We start from the raw sequence: 17,552 nt of genomic DNA on the forward strand, positions 1-17,552 counted from the left end.
AGGCCCCTCCCCCACCGGCGAAGGGCAGTTATCTCAGGACGGAACCATGGCCTCGCCCCTGCAACGCAAGCTGAAAATCACCGGCCCCACCGTGGTGACCGCGAACCGCCTGCGCGATGGCGTGGTGGTGTGGCTGAAGGCGGATGGCGGATGGAGCGAGGCTCTGGCCGAGGCCGCCGTGGGCACCACATCGGACGAGGTGCTGGACCTTCTGGACATCGCCCAGTCGGATGAGAGCATCGCTGTCGGCCCCTATGCGGCGCGCATCGATCTGGACACGGACGGGCGGCCTGTTCCGGGCAATCTGCGCGAGCGCATTCGCTGTCAGGGCCCCACCATTGCCTATGGCGATGCCGCGGGCGCGCACTGAACCGGCAGCCCGCACCCAAGCCCCTTCATTTCCGGCCCCCGGGCCGACGGCATGAAAGACGGATCACCCCATGTATGTTTATGACGAGTTCGATCGCAGCTTCCTTCAGGAGCGCGTCGTCGAGTTTCGTGATCAGGTGGCCCGGCGCCTTTCCGGCGCGCTGAACGAGGAAGAGTTCAAGCCCCTGCGCCTGATGAACGGCGTCTATCTGCAACTGCATGCCTATATGCTGCGGGTGTGCATTCCTTATGGCACGCTCTCGGCCGGCCAGTTGCACAAGCTGGCCCATGTGGCCCGGCGCTATGACCGGGACTATGGCCACTTCACCACGCGCCAGAACATCCAGTTCAACTGGATCAAGCTGGCCGAGCTGCCGGATGCGATGGCGGATCTGGCCGAGGCCGGCCTGCATGGCATCCAGACCTCCGGCAACTGCATCCGCAACACCACCACGGACCCGTGGGCAGGCGCGACCCCGGAAGAGATCGAGGACCCGCGCATCTATGCGGAGGTGATCCGCCAGTGGTCCACCAACCACCCGGAATTCACCTTCCTGCCGCGCAAGTTCAAGATCGCCATCACCGCCGCCAGGCGCGACCGCGCCGCCATCCGCGTGCATGATGTGGGCCTGCGCCTGCATGAGCGCGACGGGCAGGTCGGCTTCGAGGTGATGGTGGGCGGCGGCCTTGGCCGCACCCCCTATATCGGCAAGACCATCCGCGAGTTCCTGCCGAAGGAACATCTGCTCTCCTATCTGGAGGCGATCCTGCGCACCTATAATCTGGGTGGGCGGCGCGACAATATCTACAAGGCGCGCATCAAGATCCAGGTCCACGAGATGGGCGCGGAAGAGTTTGCCCGCCGCGTGGAGGCCGAATGGGAAGCCACGCGCGATGGCGCGCTGCTGCTGGATGAGGCAACCCTTGCCGATATCCGCTCGCGCTTTGTCACGCCCGATTTCGAGGTGCTGGCCGACAATCCGCCGGAACTCACCGCAGAACAGGATCCGGCCTTCCTGAGCTGGCGGCAGAATTCCGTGGCGGCGCACAAGGCGCCCGGCCATGCCATCGTCTCGGTCTCGCTCAAGCCCATCGGCCTGCCGCCGGGGGATGCGACGGCAGACCAGATGGATGTCATCGCCGACCTTGCCGAGCGCTATGGCTATGGCGAGGTGCGCGTGGCGCACGAGCAGAACCTCATCCTGCCGCATGTGCGCCAGAAGGACCTGCCCGCCATCTGGAAGGCGCTGAAGGATATTGGCCTTGCGGTTCCGAACATGGGGCTGGTGACGGACATCATCGCCTGCCCCGGGCTGGATTACTGCTCGCTCGCCAACACCCGCTCCATTCCGGTGGCCCAGCGCATTTCCGAGCGCTTCGCCGATGCCGAACGGCAGAAGGAAATCGGCCTGCTGCACCTGAACATTTCAGGCTGCATCAATGCCTGCGGCCATCACCATATCGGCCATATCGGCCTGCTGGGGGTGGAGAAGAAGGACGAGGAGTTCTTCCAGATCACGCTCGGCGGCAAGGGCAATTCCAAGGCCCGCCTTGGCACCCTGCTCGGCCCGGCGGTGGCGGAGAGCGAAGTGGTGGATGTGGTGGAGCGTCTGGTGGAGACCTATCTGGCGCTGCGCACCTCCCCGCAGGAAAGCTTCATCGCCGCGGTCGAGCGCCTCGGCATCGAACCCTTCAAGGAGAGCGCCTATGCCCCTCGTTGAAACCGGCACGCCCTCTCCCGCCCCCTATATCCGCGTGGCGGATGACGAGACCCTGCCCGATGGCGCGGTGATCGTCACCGCCGAACGGCTGCTGGCGGAGGGCGAAAGCCTGCGCCAGCGCAATGGTGATCTGGGTGTTCTCTGGCCGAATGACCGCGACGTCTCTGAGCTGGAGCCCTTCCTGCCGCGTCTCAACCTGATCGCGCTGGACTTTCCGAAGTTCCGCGATGGCCGGGCCTACAGCCAGGCCCGCCTGCTGCGGGAGCGCTATGGCTTCAAGGGCCAGCTGCGGGCCACCGGCAATGTGCTGCGCGACCAGTTCCTGCACATGGCCCGCTCCGGCTTCGATGCCTTCGAGGTCGAGAAGGACGCTGACGCGGCGGACTTCGAGCAGGCCCTGAAAACCTATTCGACCTTCTACCAGCCCACGGGAGATGGCCGTCCCACGGTGCGCAGCCTGCGCGCCGGCATCAAGGGGAGAGAAGGCGCATGACCGCAACCATCAGTCTCATCCGCGATATCCCTGCCCCGCCCGCACCGCAGTCCATCGCCCGCACCGCCGGCACCCCGCCCCCGCTCGACATCGCAGCGCTGGATGCAAGGCTGCGGGAAGCCGAGCCGGCGGACATCATCGCGGCGGGGCTTGAGGCCTTTCCGGACCGGATCACCGCCGTTTCATCCTTCGGCACCGAATCCGTGGTGCTGCTGCATGTGCTGGCGCAGGTGGACCCCAATGTGCCGGTGCTGTTCCTCGATACCGGCCACCTCTTTCCCGAGACGCTGGCCTATCGCGATGAACTGGCGGCGCTGCTTGGCCTCACCGCCGTGCGCACCTTCCATCCCGATGCCGCGGCCCTTGCGGCGCGGGACCCGGAAACAGACCTGTGGTCCACCAATCCGGATGCCTGCTGCGACGTGCGCAAGGTGGAGCCCCTGGCCGAGGCGCTGCGCCCGTTCGAGGCGTGGATCAATGGCCGCAAGCGCTACCAGTCCGAAACGCGCGCCTCCATTCCGGTGGTGGAGCGGGACGGGTTGCGGGTGAAGTTCAACCCGCTCGCCTCCATGGGGCGGGAGGAGATCACCGCCTATATGGACCGGTACAACCTGCCCCATCACCCGCTGGAAAAGCACGGCTTCGCCTCCATTGGCTGCATGCCCTGCACCAGCCGCGTGAAGCCGGGAGAAGATCCGCGGGCCGGCCGCTGGCGCGGACGCGCCAAGACCGAGTGCGGCATCCACTGCGGCGATGGTATATAGTCTTAATTCTATAGATTTAATAGAATTAATCTTGACCTTGCGTGCATGTGGTGTCATCGTTCCAACATGAAAGAAGATCTGCCCGGCAGATCTCATGACCGGAGGCTTTCACCGCATGCGCCATTACCTGAATTTCTCTGCCGGCTCATTGACCCGCCAGAGCTCCACACGCGCTTCTGCTTCGCGTCGTCTGTCCTCGCGCATCAGTGGCGCCGTGCTGGCGCTGGCGCTTTCGGCAGGTTCCGTACTGGCCGCGGACACCACCTTGCTGAATGTCTCCTATGATCCCACCCGCGAGCTTTACACGGATGTGAACGCCGCCTTCATCGAGAAGCAGAAGCAGGCCAATCCGGGCGACAATCTCACCATCCGCCAGTCCCATGGCGGCTCGGGCAAGCAGGCCCGCTCGGTGATTGACGGCCTTCAGGCCGATGTGGTGACGCTGGCACTGGCCTATGACATCGACGCCATCGCCGAACGCGGCCTGCTGGACAAGGACTGGCAGAAGCGCCTGCCGGACAACTCCGCCCCCTACACCTCGACCATCGTGTTCCTGGTGCGCAAGGGCAACCCCAAGAATATCAAGGACTGGGACGATCTGGTGAAGCCGGGCGTCCAGGTCATCACCCCCAACCCCAAGACCTCCGGCGGCGCGCGCTGGAACTATCTGGCGGCATGGGGCTATGCGCTTCAGCAGTCCGGCGGGGATGAGGCAAAGGCGAAGGAATTCGTCAAGGCCCTGCTCAAGAACGCCCCGGTGCTGGATACCGGCGCGCGCGGCTCCACCGTCACCTTCGTGGAGCGCGGGCTGGGCGATGTGCTGCTGGCCTGGGAGAACGAGGCCTATCTCGCCGTGAACGAGCTGGGCCCGGACAAGTTCGATATCGTCACCCCCTCCGTCTCCATTCTGGCCGAGCCGCCTGTCGCGGTGGTGGACAAGGTGGTGGACAAGAAGGGCACGCGCGAACTGGCCCAGTCCTATCTTGAGTTCCTGTATACGCCGGAAGGTCAGGAGCTTGCCGCCAAGCATTATTACCGCCCGCGCAACAAGGAAATAGCTGAAAAGTACAAGGATACTTTCGCCCCGGTGAAGCTCTTCACCATCGATGAGGTGTTCGGCGGCTGGCAGAAGGCCCAGAAGGAGCATTTCGGAGATGGCGGGGTGTTCGACCAGATCTATTCGAACTGACCCTGCACCCGTTCGGGCTGGCGATTGCCATGCCGGCTTTTGCCAGCCCGCCCCGCGACACACACAGCCAGAAAGACGTGGGGATGCGAACCGCCCTGGAACCGCTTCAGGCTTGCACGCATGGCAGGCTTGGGGCACCGAAGGAGGCGGCGATGTTTCCCGATCCGTGCCCTGCCCATCGCAGGGGCTGCCCGCAACGGATTGAACATGCAACAGGATGGCCTGCAACAGGACGACCTGAAACCGTGGACGGCTGATCCATTTCCACCCGTCTTCGGCCTTCATGCTGGCGCAAGCTGGTCCTTTTTTCCCGTCGCAGGTTCAGAACCGCCGGCGTAACATGTAAAATCCCCTCATGAGCACATCAGCCAAAAGCTTGTCTGGCAAAAGCCTGTTTGGTCAGCCCCGCAGCGTGGTGCCCGGTTTCGGCATCACCCTGGGCCTGACGCTGACATGGTTGTCCCTCATCGTTCTGCTGCCGCTCTCGGCCCTGTTCATCAAGACCAGCGAGATCAGCTTCGAGCGCTTCATCGCCATCGTCACAAGCGAGCGGACCCTGCATGCCTTGCAGATCTCCTTCGGTCTTTCGCTGGTGGCGGCGCTGGTGAACATGGTGTTCGGCCTCATCGTGGTGTGGGTGCTGGTGCGTTATGATTTCCCGTTCAAGAAGGTGGTGGATGCGCTGATCGACATCCCCTTCGCCTTGCCGACCGCTGTGGCGGGCATCGCGCTCACCGCCATGTATGCGGAAAACGGGTGGATCGGCTCGCTGCTGGCGCCGCTGGGCATTCGTGTCGCCTTCACCCCGCTCGGCATTCTCGTGGCGCTCATCTTCATCGGCCTGCCCTTTGTGGTGCGCACGGTGCAGCCGGTTCTGGCGGATCTGGACAAGGAGCTGGAAGATGCCTCCGCCAGCCTTGGCGCAAGCCGGAGCCAGACCATCTGGCGGGTGATCGTGCCTTCCATCTGGCCGGCGCTGCTCACCGGCTTTGCCCTCGCCTTCGCCCGTGCCGTGGGGGAATATGGCTCGGTCATCTTCATTGCCGGCAACCTGCCCGGCATCTCGGAGATCGCCCCCCTGCTCATCGTCATCCGGCTTGAGGAGTTCCGCTATGCGGATGCAACCGCCATCGCCACGGTGATGCTGCTGGCCTCCTTCTTCATGCTGTTCGTCATCAACCGCCTGCAACACTGGGCCGAACGCCGGGGAGCGCGCTGACATGACCAATTCCGCCTCCGAAACCGCGCTCATCACCTCTGAAGGGCTGCCCCGGGGCACATATGAGGCCCGCGCCTATGCGCACCCCTACAAGCCGGTGCGGACCGAGCCTCTGGCGGTGCGCCTTGTGCTCACCCTGATCGCGCTTGTGTTTCTCGGGCTGTTCATCGGCCTTCCGCTGGTCATCGTGTTCGTCGAGGCGTTCAAGCGCGGCTGGCTGGCCTATGCCAGCGCACTGGTGGAGCCCGATGCCCTCGCCTCCATCCGCCTCACCCTCATCGTTGCGGCCATCTCGGTGGTGGCCAATCTCATCTTCGGCCTTGTGGCGGCATGGGCCATCGCCAAGTTCGAGTTCCCCGGCCGCAGCCTGCTCATCACGCTGATAGACCTGCCCTTCTCGGTTTCTCCGGTGGTGGCGGGCCTTGTCTTCGTGCTGCTGTTCGGCTCGCAGGGCCTTTTCGCCTCCCAGCTTCAGGCGTGGGATATACAGATCATCTTCGCCCTGCCCGGCATTGTGCTGGCCACCATCTTCGTCACCTTCCCCTTTGTGGCGCGCGAGCTGATTCCCCTCATGCAGCAGCAGGGAACGGCGGAGGAGGAGGCGGCTGTCTCGCTGGGTGCGGGCGGGCTGTCCACCTTCTTCCGGGTGACGCTGCCGAATGTGAAATGGGCGCTGCTGTATGGCGTGCTGCTCTGCAATGCGCGGGCCATGGGCGAATTCGGCGCGGTTTCGGTTGTGTCCGGCCATATTCGCGGCCTCACCAACACCATGCCGCTTCATATCGAGATCCTGTATAACGAGTACCAGTTCGTCGCCTCCTTCGCGGTGGCATCCCTTCTGGCCATGCTCGCCCTCGTGACGCTCATCGCCAAGACCGTTCTGGAACACCGCCTCGCAGAGGAAGACAAATGAGTATCGAAGTCGTCGGCGTCACCAAGCGCTTCAAATCCTTCACCGCCCTCGACAATGTGAGCCTGACCATCAACAGCGGCGAACTGGTCGCCCTGCTGGGTCCGTCCGGCTCGGGCAAGACCACGCTGCTGCGCATCATTGCGGGTCTGGAATGGCCGGACTCGGGCGAGGTGCGGTTCGATGGGCAGGATGCCCTCTCCCGCTCGGTGCGGGAGCGCAATGTGGGCTTCGTGTTCCAGCACTATGCCCTGTTCCGCCATATGAGCGTGTTCGAGAATGTCGCCTTCGGCCTGCGGGTGCGCAAGGGCAAGGACAAGCTGCCGGAAGCCTCCATCCAGGCCAAGGTGAACGAGCTGCTGAAGCTGGTGCAGATCGACTGGCTGGCCGACCGCTACCCCGCCCAGCTTTCCGGCGGCCAGCGCCAGCGTGTGGCGCTCGCCCGCGCGCTCGCCATCTCGCCCCAGGTTCTGCTGCTGGATGAGCCCTTCGGCGCGCTCGATGCCAAGGTGCGCAAGGAACTGCGCCGCTGGCTGCGCCAGTTGCATGAAGAGCTGCCGGTGACCTCCGTTCTGGTGACGCACGATCAGGAAGAGGCGCTGGAACTGGCCGACCGCGTGGTGGTGATGGGCCATGGCCGCATCGAGCAGGTGGGCACGCCCGGCGAGGTTTATGACAACCCCGCCACGCCTTTCGTCCATGACTTCATCGGCGAAACCATTGCCCTGCCCGGCGAGGCGCGCGGAGGCGGGCTGTATCTGAACGAAAAGGCGCTGGGACTGGATGCGCAGGGCCTGGCTGACGGGCCGGCCCGCATCTTTGCCCGTCCGCATGATGTGGAACTGGCTGGCCCGGACGATACCCCCTTCCGTGGCCGCGTTCTGGCCGTGCGCACCTTCGGCCCCACCCGCCGGGCGGATGTGGAGCTGAAGGGCGAGAGCGGCCCTGTGGTGGTTGAAGCCGCCGTGCCGCTGGACCGGACCTTGAACATTGGCGAGGAAGTCGGCCTGCTTCCCCGCCGCTACAAGGTGTTCCCGGCTGCGACACGCTGACCCATCCGCACATTTTCACCCCCTCCCCGCGGAGGGGGCGAAAGGCCGAGACACGCGCCCGGCTGTGGAGAAACTGCCCGGCCCAGAACGGGCACGGCACGGCAGAACTGTTGCCGGCTCTGGCTTCACATCGCCCACACCCGCCCTGAAGCCTGGTCTGGAACAACTCCGATCTGGCTGACTATTTTTCGCCACGCCTTCATGCGACATCAGGTTGTGTTCTATACTGGTGCGCAAGCCGATCATGGCTGACCGGAAGATGTCGCGGTATGATCATGCCGAACATTGTCTGGTATCAGATGATTCCATCTGAATGGCTTGCGCGTTTGCGCGCACCTCGCTTGTGGGGTGCAGATCATGGAGGAGGTCACGTGCGCCCGTTCCTCATCGTGGCTCTTGGTGCCCTTGGCGCTGCGGCCCTTGCAAAAATGCTGGCGGCGGAAAGCCGTCGTGTGAATGACGCCCTCAAGCGCCAGACTGCGGCGGAAACCGGCGAGATCAAAACCATCTCGCTGGAAAGAGACCCCAAGACCGGGGACTACCGTCCGCGAAACGGCTGATATTCAGGCCGCCTGCCCCATCCGGTGTAGGCGGCTTTTTTCATCTCGAGCCGGGGTGCATCATTTCCCGCCCCTCCCGCCGGCACAGCGGGCCGACCGGATGACAGGCCCGGCACCGGATGAACGGAATGAAAAAAGGGCCGGCGCACATATCGCCAGCCCCTGTTCGTCAAACGGCCCTGCCCTGTCAGTCCCTGGGAGGATTGGCCACGGCGGCTGAAGCAAGCCCCGCCCCGGCACAGCCGCTCTCCATGGTTTGCCGCTCCGCCCGGCTGCGCACCCGCTCCCGGTGGATGACATAGAGACCTGATCCCACCACAAGCACCATGCCGATGCTGGTCCATGGGTCCAGCGTATCGCCAAACACGAAGGTGCCATAGGTCAGCGCCCCGAACACGATCACATAGCGCAGCGGGGAGATGGACGAGATCGGCGCATTGCGGAAGGCGTAGACGATCAGCAATGTGCCCAGGGCGAAGGAGAAGGCGGCGCCCACCACAAAGATGAACTCACGGGTGGTAGGCATGCGCCACACCTCCCACATGCCCATGCCGAGCCCGCCGAGAACCAGCACGGCCGCGGCCGAGAAGGCCACCACCCCGCCGGGAATTTCCATGCTGATATTGCGCGTGGAAATATCACGCACCGCGCCAAAGAAGGCCGCCAGCATGGGCAGCAGGGCGATGGCGGTGAATGTATCCGGGTCCGGCTTGGTGACGATGATGGCGCCGGCAAAGCCCACCAGCACCGCACACCAGCTGCGCCAGCCCACCTTTTCCCCCAGCAGCGGCACGGCCAGCGCCATGGTGATGAGCGGGGCAGCCAGATAGATGGTGCTGGAGGCGGCAATCGGCATCACCGCCAGCGCCCCCACATAGGTGAGGGTGGTGACGGTATCCAGCCCCGAGCGCAGCAGCACGGTGGGCCGGACCGCAAGGACCAGCGCCGGAAGATCCCCCGCCCGGGCGACCACCAGCAGCAGAAGCGCCGAGGCAATGATGGTGCGGATGAACAGTGTCTCGCCAATCGGCAGTTCCTGCACGGCCAGCTTGACGAAAGTGTCATTGGTGACGAACAGCCACATCGCCACAAGCATGGCGATGACCCCGCGCACGCCCGCAGATGCCGGCAGCAGGCGGCTGGCCAGGCTGCGGGACTTCACGACCCCACGCATATCACCACCTCCCGCCATGCCGTCTCCAGCCCGCCTCCATGGGGGCGAGCGGCGGCCATGGGCTGCATCACGGATGCAGCCGCCAAAGAACGAATGGATGCAAACGCGCTCCCGCGCGCAAAACACGCCACCGGATGCCTCTTGTGAAAAGAAATGAAGAAGAATGGCCCGGCCGAAGTCCGGCAGGACCATAGATCCTTAGTCTAGCTCAAATATCGGGAATGAGAGCGCGCTCTTTTCAGGGGGCTCCACGCGGGGCCTTGCGCTGGACGCATGGCCCCGCCACGTCTTTGCCGCAATGGGTCGGGTTCGGCCAAGTGCCGCAGGGTCAGCCCCCGGTGGTGCTCATATGGCGCTTGACGGCCGGGGCCTGTCCCAGACGGTCGATCAGGAAATCGTGACCTTTCGGCTTGCGCAGCATGGCCTGATCCAGCGCCCGATGGAGCGCGGCATCATCACCCGTGCTGTTGCGCAGGGCGGCGCGCAGGTCCACGGCATCATCCTGCCCCAGACACATATAGAGTGTGCCCGTGCAGGTGACGCGCACACGGTTGCAACTCTCGCAGAAATTATGGGTCAGCGGGGTGATGAAGCCCAGCCGACCGCCGGTCTCCGCCACATTCACATAACGCGCCGGCCCACCCGTAACAAAGGAACTGGAGGTGAGCGTGTACCGCTCCTCCAGCCGCGTCCGCACCTGGGTGAGGGGCAGATACTGGTCCAGCCGCTCCTCATCCACATCCCCCAGCGGCATGACCTCGATCAGGCACAGATCATGCCCCTCGCCATGCGCCCACTCCATGAGGGGGGCGATTTCATCCTCATTGAAGCCCTTGAGCGCCACCGTATTGATCTTCACATGGATTCCGGCCGCCCGCGCCGCCTCCACCCCGGCCAGCACCTTGCCCAGATCTCCGCGACGGGTGATGGCGCGGAACTTGTCCGCATCCAGCGTATCGATAGACACATTGATACGGCGCACGCCGCAATCGGCCAGCTCATCGGCGAACAGGGCCAGCCGCGATCCGTTTGTCGTCAGGGTCAGTTCATCCAGCCGCCCGCTTTCACGGTGGCGGGAAAGGGCGCGGAAGAGGCTCATGACATTGCGCCGCACCAGCGGCTCGCCACCTGTCAGGCGCAGCTTGCGCACACCGCGCATGATGAAGGCGCTGCACAGCCGGTCCAGTTCCTCCAGCGTCAGCAGTTCCTCGCGGGGCAGAAAGGTCATGTGCTCGGACATGCAATAGGTGCAGCGGAAATCGCACCGGTCCGTGAGCGACACACGCAGATAGGTGACATGGCGGCCAAAGCCATCCACCAATGCCCTGTTTTCCTGTGTGACGACATGGCTGGAACGATCCGCCACATCCTGAACAGGACCTGGAACCGGCCCGAGACCGGGAAAGGCGCTCCTCACCACACATTCACTCCCTGGCCGATGCCGGGTTCACGCCCGGTGACCATATGCGCCTTCAGGCGAGCCCATTGCACCCACCTGCGCCGCATGTTCTCTCCGGCATGGGCCATGCAAACACACGACTTTATGCCTACTCCCCTTATAGCTTAAAAAGAATATCGGCGACAGGGAGGCAGAATGCGCGCAAACAATGCCTGGCCCTGCCCGGCGGAAGGACAAAACGCCATGGAAAAGACCCGGCCCGCCACGAGCTGGCCCACCGAGATCCGCCTGCTGGAAGACCGCAGCGCCCTTCGAATCAGCTTCGAGGATGGCGCAGGCTTCACCCTTTCTGCTGAACTCCTGCGGGTGGAAAGCCCCTCTGCGGAGGTTCAGGGCCATGCCCGGCATGAGAAGAAGCTCGTTTCAGGCAAGCGCCATGTGACGATTTCCGCCGTGGAGCCGGTGGGCAATTATGCCATCCGCATCCTCTTCAGCGATGGGCATGACACCGGCATCTATCCCTGGCCCACCCTCTACCGTTACGGGCAGGAGCAGGAGCGGATGATGGCGGATTATGTGAAAGCGCTGGAGGAAAAGGGGCTCTCGCGCGGATAGGCGCGCGGATAGGGCAGAACGCGGGCATCTCACACCCGTGCCGCGGGCAGGCGCTCGCGCTCAGGAGAATGGCGGCAGGCCCGCACACCGTCACGGAAAGCGGCGGCGTGCGGAACATGCAGGGGATGGCTGAAAGCGGACCCTGCCGCCTTCAGCTCAGCCCGCCGATGAACCCGTCCGGGGTCACGAAGATATTGTGCGCGGCCGGCACCGAGGGCAGGCCCGGCATGGTCATGATATCGCCTGTCAGCACCACCACGAACCCTGCGCCGGCGGAAAGGCGCACATCGCGCACCGGCAGCACATGGCCTTCCGGCGCATTGCGGGCCTTGGGGTCTGCGGAGAAGGAATATTGCGTCTTGGCGATGCACACCGGCAGATGGCCAAAGCCCTCGGCCTCATAATCGCGCAGCTTGTTGAGCGCAGTGGTGGAGAAATCCACCCGCCCGGCATGATAGATCTCCCGGGCGATGGTCTCGATCTTCCCGGCCAGCGGCATCTCATCCCCATAGAGCGGATGGAAGCTGGAGGGGGCATCGGTCAGGGCCATCACCTTGCGGGCCAGGGTTTCAGCCCCCGCGCCACCTTCCGCCCAGTGATTGCACAGCTCGACCTCGACACCAAGACGTGCCATCTCGGCCCGCACGGCTTCCACCTCCGCATCGGTATCGGATGTGAAGCGGTTGAGCGCCACCACGACGGGCAGGCCGAACTTGCCCATATTCTCCACATGCCGGCGCAGATTGCCGGTGCCTTCCAGCACCGCCGTCACATTCTCCGGACCCAGATCCTTCACGCCCACGCCGCCATGCATCTTCAGCGCCCGGATGGTGGCCACAACCACCACCGCATCAGGCGCAAGGCCAGCCTGGCGGCACTTGATATCGAGGAACTTCTCGGCGCCCAGATCCGCGCCAAAGCCGGCTTCCGTCACCACATAATCGGCCAGCGCCAGCGCACTCTTCGTGGCGACAACGCTGTTGCAGCCATGGGCGATATTGGCAAACGGGCCGCCATGCACCAATGCGGGCGTGCCTTCCAGGGTCTGGACGATATTGGGCTGGAACGCATCGCGCAGCAGCGCCACCATGGAGCCGATGCCTTCCAGCTCATGCGCCTGCACCATGCGGCGGCTGCGCGTCTGGCCAATCACCATGCGCGAGAGGCGGGCTTCAAGATCGGCCAGATTTTCCGCCAGACAGAAAATCGCCATCACCTCGCTTGCCACCGTGATGTCGAAGCCATCCTCGCGCGGGAAGCCGTTGGCCGGGCCGCCAAGCCCCACCGTGACCGAGCGCAGCGCACGGTCATTCAGGTCCATCACCCGCCGCCAGCTGATGCGCCGGGCATCCAGATCCAGCCTGTTGCCCCAGTGAATGTGATTGTCGATCAGCGCCGAGAGCAGATTGTGCGCGGCAGTGATGGCGTGCAGATCCCCGGTCAGATGCAGGTTGATGTCCTGCATGGGAATGACCTGCGCATGGCCCCCTCCCGTCGCGCCACCCTTTGCGCCGAAGACCGGGCCGAGGGAGGGCTCGCGCAGGGCGATGGCCGTGCGCGCGCCAAGGCGGGTGAGCGCGTCACCAAGGCCGATGGTGGTTGTGGTCTTGCCCTCGCCGGCGGGCGTTGGGCTGATGGCCGTGACCAGAATGAGCTTGCCGCGCTTCTTCTGCGCGCCTTCCGCTTCCAGCCCCGCGGTAAATTCCAGCGCCAGCTTGGCCTTGTGCGGGCCATGGCGATACAGCGCCTGGGCGGGAATGGAAAGCCGCGCCGCCACCTCCTCGATGGGCCGGGGCGTCACGCGCGCCGCAATGGCCACATCGGAATTCGGATCGATCGGTCGGGCAGTCTTCTGGTTCATGCGGCTCATCCCCTCTGGCGCGGACGCGGCGGCTGACCGCGCGACTCTGCGCCTCACACGCAGAGGCTTTAGAAGGGCAGAGCGGGCAAGGGAAGCCCGCCAGTTATGCAAAGTGCCACTCCTGCCACGCAAAGGCATGCTCATGCGGCATGGCACGGGGAGGTTGAGGCAGCCATCGCCTCATCCTCCCCCATTGCCCCCTGTTCCGATTCGCGACAGCACGCCATGCGGGAGGAAAAGCGCGCCCCGAGGGTGAGCCAGGCCCTGAATCACAGGCGCATGGTGCACAACTTTGGCAGGAGACCCCTCATTGTGTCCGGATCTGCAATATGGGGGCCATTGATCGCAGTGTAGAAACGCGGAACATATGATATTGCGCTTGATGTCCGGGCGAAGCAGACGCCCTCTCCCGGACAGTCATGCCATCCATCGTCCTGAATTCCAGAATGAATGTGACGAGGCCACCGGGTGCAAACGGCACCCGCACCCTCGCCTGATTGCGGGAGAGAACGTCATCACCACCGACCGTGAGCCCGATCAGAGGCCCGATCGCAAGCGCCTGTCGGCCTTCCTGTCCCGCTTCCGCGGATCTGCGCGGCGTGACCTGCGCATGACCATGATCTTCTCCGTGGTGACAGGCCTTTTCATCATCGTGCAGGCCTTTCTGGTCGCGCGCATTCTCAATGGCGTGATTTTCCAGCAGCAGCCGCTTTCCGCCCACGGGCCGGAGATTGGCGCGCTGGTGGCCATCATTGTCCTGCGCTTCGGCTCCGCCTGGGCAACCGAGCGTTTCGGCTTTGCCGCCGCCGCGCGGGTGATGCGCGCCATGCGCAATGATTTGATCGACCGGGTCGAGAAGATCGGCCCTGTCGGCATGGCCGAAACCCGCACCGGCGAAACCGTGACCGCGCTGGCCGAGGGCGTGCGGGCGGTGGAGCCCTATTATTCGCGCTATATTCCCGCATCGGTTCTGGCGGTGGTTCTGCCTGTCGCCATTCTCGTCGTGGTCTTCCCGCTGGACTGGATTTCGGGCGTCACCTTTCTCGTCACCGCCCCGCTCATCCCCATCTTCATGATCGTCATCGGCAAGGGGGCCGAGGCGATGAACCAGAAGCAGTGGCGCCGGCGCACCCGCATGGCCGGGCATCTGCTGGATGCGGTGCAGGGGCTGGCCACGCTCAAGGTGTTCAATGCGGCCGGACGCATGGCGCGCGAAGTGGCCAGCGCCGCCGACGGCTATCGCCGGGACACGATGGCGGTGCTGCGCATCGCCTTTCTCTCCTCCATGGTGCTGGAATTCTTCTCCTCCGTCGCCATCGCCATGGTGGCGGTGTTCATCGGCTTCCGCCTCCTGTGGGGGGAGATGAGCTATTTCGATGGCCTGTTCATCCTGCTGCTGGCCCCGGAATTCTATGCCCCGCTGCGCGCCATGGGCACCGCCTATCATGCCCGCATGGAGGCCATCGGCGCGGCAGAGCGCATGGTGGTTCTGGAAGATGCGCCACAACTGGCCGAGGCCGGCGGCACAACGCCCCTGCCCTCGCCCGATGCCATCGAGATCACATTCGAGGATGTGCACCTCACCTTCCCGGATGGACGCACGGCGCTGAACGGCATCAGCTTCACGGTTCCGGCGGGCCAGAATTTCGCCCTTGTCGGCCCCTCGGGGGCAGGCAAGTCCTCCCTGCTCAATCTGGTCATGGGCTTTGTAAAGCCCAGCTCCGGGCGCGTGCTGGTGAATGGCGTGCCGCTGAGCGAACTGGACATCCGCCAATGGCGGGCGCGGATCGGCTATGTGCCCCAGCGCCCGCGCCTCATTGTCGGCACGCTGGCCACCAATATCGCGCCGGGCGATGAACACCCGGTTCCCGTGCGGCTGGAGCATGCGGTGCGGCAGGCGCATCTGAGCGATGTCGTCGCGCGCCTGCCCGGCGGGTTTGAGGGGCGTGTGGGTGAAGGCGGCTCCGGCCTTTCGGGTGGTGAGGCGCATCGCCTTGCCGTTGCCCGCGCCTTCTACCGCGATGCCGCGATGATCGTGCTGGATGAACCCACCGCCCATCTCGACCATGAGAGCGCGGCACAGATTCATGATGCCCTGGAACGCCTCCTGCCGGGCCGCACCGGCCTCACCGCCGCCCACCGGCTGGCGGGCATCGTGCATGCAGACCGCATCATGGTGCTCAAGGGCGGCCGGATTGTCGAAAGCGGAGACCATGAGAGCCTGATGGCGCAGGGCGGCCTTTATGCCGACCTTGTGCGCACAGGCGCAACGCCGGACTGGGAGGACGCGCAATGAAGGACTTCCTGCGTCTTCTGTCGCTCATGCGCCCCCAGATGTGGTGGATGGCGCTGGCGGTCATCGTATCCGCCCTTGCCACCATGGCGCATGTGGCGCTGCTGGCCACCTCCGGCTGGTTCATCACCGCCATGGCGGCGGCCGGCATGGCGGGGGTACTGATCGATTATTTCACCCCCGGCGCGATGATCCGCGGCTTTGCCATTGCCCGCACGGTGGGGCGCTATATCGAACGGGTGGTGGGCCATGAGGCCACCCTGAAATTCGTCGCCAGCCTGCGCCCATGGTTCTTCAACCGCCTGACCCCGCTGGCCCCCGCCGCGCTGGAGGACCAGCGCAGCGGAGATCTCCTCGCCCGGCTGAAGACCGATATCGACCGGCTGGAATTCGCCTTCCTGCGCATTCTCTCCCCGGCCTTCTCCGGCCTTCTGGTGCTCGTTACCGGTGTGGCGGTGGTGGCGCTCTATGATGGCGCCATCGCGATTGCACTGGTCATTGCAGCACTCATCGCCGGCATCGGCCTGCCCGTGCTCGTCCACCGCCTCGGCGCGGATGCCTCCCGGCGGGTCACCGCCCGCTCGGCCGAGCTGAACGCTTTGCTGGTCGACCATATCGAGGCGCGGGCCGAGCTGGACATCTATGACCCGGATCACCGCCACCGCCGCGCTGTCGATCACACCTCCGATGTGATGATGGACGATGAAAGCCGGCTGGCCAGCCTCGGCGGCTTTGCCATTGCCGGCGTGGGGCTGGCGGCACAGGTGATGCTGGTGGTGGTGCTGGTTCTGGGTGCGCCGCGCGTGCTGGCCGGCACATTGCCGGGGCCGGACCTGCCCATGCTGGCGCTGATGGTGCTTGCGCTGTTCGAGGCCGTGGCCCCCCTGCCGCTGGCCTGCCAGACCCTGCCTGGCACGCTGGCCTCCGCCCGGCGCATCTTCTCGCTGGTGGAGCGTCCGGTTCCCGTGCCCGTGCCTGCTGATCCCAAGCCGGTGCCGGAAAGCGGGGCTCTGGTCTTCAGCCAGACCGGATTCAGCTATCCCGGCGCGGACCGCCCCGCCCTGAGCGGTGTGGACCTTGCCCTGGAACCGGGCAAGCGCATCGGCCTCATCGGCCCCAGCGGTTCGGGCAAATCCTCCATCGTCTCGCTGGCCCTGCGCTTCCGCGCGCCGGATGGGGGCGAGATCAGCTATGCCGGCGCATCCGTCGCCGGTTATGACCCGGATGCCCTGCGCCCGCGCATGGCCGTGCTGACCCAGCATGACCATCTCTTCTCCGCCACCATCCGCCACAATCTGCTGATGGCGGACCCGGATGCCACACAGGAAAAGCTGGAGGATGCTTGCGCCCGCGCCGGTATCCTGTCCTTCATCCAGGCGCAGCCGGAGGGGTTCGAGACCTTTGTGGGCGTGCACGGGGCGAAGATCTCCGGTGGCGAGGCCCGCCGTCTCGGCCTTGCCCGGGTGCTGCTGAAGGATGCCCCGGTCCTCATCCTCGACGAACCGACCGAGGGGCTGGATGCGGACAATGAAAGACGGGTTCTGGATGCGATTCTGGCCGATACCGGCTCACGCGCGCTTCTGCTCATCACCCATCGCCCGGCCGGCCTTGAGCAGATGGACGAGGTGGTGCTGATCGAGGATGGCCACATCGTTGCACGCGGCGCTCCCGCGCAGATGATGCGCTATATGAACCGGCCTCTCCCGGCCCGGGATCTGGAGCCGGGCGCGCCCGACCTTTCCGGCCTCTGAGCCAGTCATCAGGCCGGCCCGCATCTATCCTCCCCTGGAGACAAGATGCGGGCCGGCTTTTTTGTGCCCTGTTGCATGGAGAAGCCGGCCGCACCCATCTGCGACCGGGGAGAGGCGATTCACCACCCGCCCTTTGTATCGCCCCTGCCTGCCCGGGCCCTGCCCCCCCTCCTGCCTGCCAC

The 17,552-nt window shown here is 64.9% G+C and carries 15 protein-coding genes; 12 read left to right on the forward strand and 3 right to left on the reverse strand.

Features of this window, described 5'->3' with window-relative positions; all coding sequences use genetic code 11:
- The first annotated feature begins 46 nt into the window (after window positions 1-46).
- From ACT6QG_RS01995 to ACT6QG_RS02035, 9 genes are all read left to right on the forward strand, one after another.
- Complete coding sequence (locus ACT6QG_RS01995; protein ID WP_444975916.1) at window positions 47-370, forward strand: DUF2849 domain-containing protein; 324 nt, start codon at window positions 47-49, stop codon at window positions 368-370.
- 70 nt (window positions 371-440) lie between these two features.
- Window positions 441-2,090: a nitrite/sulfite reductase gene (locus tag ACT6QG_RS02000; RefSeq protein ID WP_444975917.1), complete on the forward strand. Its 1,650-nt coding sequence runs from the start codon at window positions 441-443 to the stop codon at window positions 2,088-2,090.
- Window positions 2,077-2,583: a DUF934 domain-containing protein gene (locus ACT6QG_RS02005; protein ID WP_444975918.1), complete on the forward strand. Its 507-nt coding sequence runs from the start codon at window positions 2,077-2,079 to the stop codon at window positions 2,581-2,583. Before ACT6QG_RS02000 ends, ACT6QG_RS02005 begins: the two co-directional genes overlap by 14 nt.
- Window positions 2,580-3,347, forward strand: coding sequence for a phosphoadenylyl-sulfate reductase (locus tag ACT6QG_RS02010; protein WP_444975919.1), 768 nt, complete (start codon window positions 2,580-2,582; stop codon window positions 3,345-3,347). The genes ACT6QG_RS02005 and ACT6QG_RS02010 overlap by 4 nt, the downstream gene beginning before the upstream one ends.
- Window positions 3,348-3,462: 115 nt before the next feature.
- Window positions 3,463-4,536: a sulfate ABC transporter substrate-binding protein gene (locus tag ACT6QG_RS02015; protein ID WP_444975920.1), complete on the forward strand. Its 1,074-nt coding sequence runs from the start codon at window positions 3,463-3,465 to the stop codon at window positions 4,534-4,536.
- Between the two features lie 355 nt (window positions 4,537-4,891).
- On the forward strand, window positions 4,892-5,755 hold the full coding sequence (gene cysT / locus ACT6QG_RS02020) for a sulfate ABC transporter permease subunit CysT (RefSeq protein WP_444975921.1): 864 nt from the start codon (window positions 4,892-4,894) through the stop codon (window positions 5,753-5,755).
- Window position 5,756: 1 nt separating this feature from the next.
- A complete protein-coding gene (gene cysW / locus ACT6QG_RS02025; protein WP_444975922.1) occupies window positions 5,757-6,668 on the forward strand; it encodes a sulfate ABC transporter permease subunit CysW in 912 nt (303 codons plus the stop codon).
- On the forward strand, window positions 6,665-7,717 hold the full coding sequence (locus ACT6QG_RS02030; protein ID WP_444975923.1) for a sulfate/molybdate ABC transporter ATP-binding protein: 1,053 nt from the start codon (window positions 6,665-6,667) through the stop codon (window positions 7,715-7,717). Before cysW ends, ACT6QG_RS02030 begins: the two co-directional genes overlap by 4 nt.
- Window positions 7,718-8,088: 371 nt before the next feature.
- On the forward strand, window positions 8,089-8,277 hold the full coding sequence (locus ACT6QG_RS02035) for a hypothetical protein (RefSeq protein WP_444975924.1): 189 nt from the start codon (window positions 8,089-8,091) through the stop codon (window positions 8,275-8,277).
- Window positions 8,278-8,464: 187 nt separating this feature from the next.
- On the opposite strand, the gene ACT6QG_RS02040 is transcribed toward ACT6QG_RS02035, so the two are convergent.
- Both ACT6QG_RS02040 and moaA read right to left on the reverse strand, forming a co-directional pair.
- Window positions 8,465-9,469 carry a DMT family transporter gene (locus ACT6QG_RS02040; RefSeq protein WP_444975925.1) on the reverse strand — a complete coding sequence of 335 codons (1,005 nt, stop codon included), beginning with the start codon at window positions 9,467-9,469 and terminating at the stop codon, window positions 8,465-8,467.
- A gap of 310 nt (window positions 9,470-9,779) precedes the next feature.
- The gene (gene moaA / locus ACT6QG_RS02045; RefSeq protein WP_444975957.1) at window positions 9,780-10,817 is read right to left on the reverse strand and encodes a GTP 3',8-cyclase MoaA; all 1,038 of its coding nucleotides are present in this window, start codon (window positions 10,815-10,817) and stop codon (window positions 9,780-9,782) included.
- Between the two features lie 276 nt (window positions 10,818-11,093).
- Between moaA and ACT6QG_RS02050 the strand changes: the two genes are divergently transcribed.
- On the forward strand, window positions 11,094-11,465 hold the full coding sequence (locus ACT6QG_RS02050; RefSeq protein ID WP_444975926.1) for a gamma-butyrobetaine hydroxylase family protein: 372 nt from the start codon (window positions 11,094-11,096) through the stop codon (window positions 11,463-11,465).
- Between the two features lie 151 nt (window positions 11,466-11,616).
- Here ACT6QG_RS02050 and ACT6QG_RS02055 read toward each other — a convergent pair whose 3' ends face one another.
- The gene (locus tag ACT6QG_RS02055) at window positions 11,617-13,326 is read right to left on the reverse strand and encodes a formate--tetrahydrofolate ligase (protein WP_444975927.1); all 1,710 of its coding nucleotides are present in this window, start codon (window positions 13,324-13,326) and stop codon (window positions 11,617-11,619) included.
- A 571-nt stretch (window positions 13,327-13,897) separates the two neighbouring features.
- Here ACT6QG_RS02055 and cydD point away from each other — a divergent pair.
- Both cydD and cydC read left to right on the forward strand, forming a co-directional pair.
- Complete coding sequence (gene cydD, locus ACT6QG_RS02060; RefSeq protein WP_444975958.1) at window positions 13,898-15,622, forward strand: thiol reductant ABC exporter subunit CydD; 1,725 nt, start codon at window positions 13,898-13,900, stop codon at window positions 15,620-15,622.
- The gene (gene cydC, locus ACT6QG_RS02065) at window positions 15,619-17,370 is read left to right on the forward strand and encodes a thiol reductant ABC exporter subunit CydC (RefSeq protein ID WP_444975928.1); all 1,752 of its coding nucleotides are present in this window, start codon (window positions 15,619-15,621) and stop codon (window positions 17,368-17,370) included. Before cydD ends, cydC begins: the two co-directional genes overlap by 4 nt.
- Window positions 17,371-17,552 lie beyond the last annotated feature (182 nt).

This window comes from Haloleucobacter ellipsoideus (genome assembly GCF_052491725.1).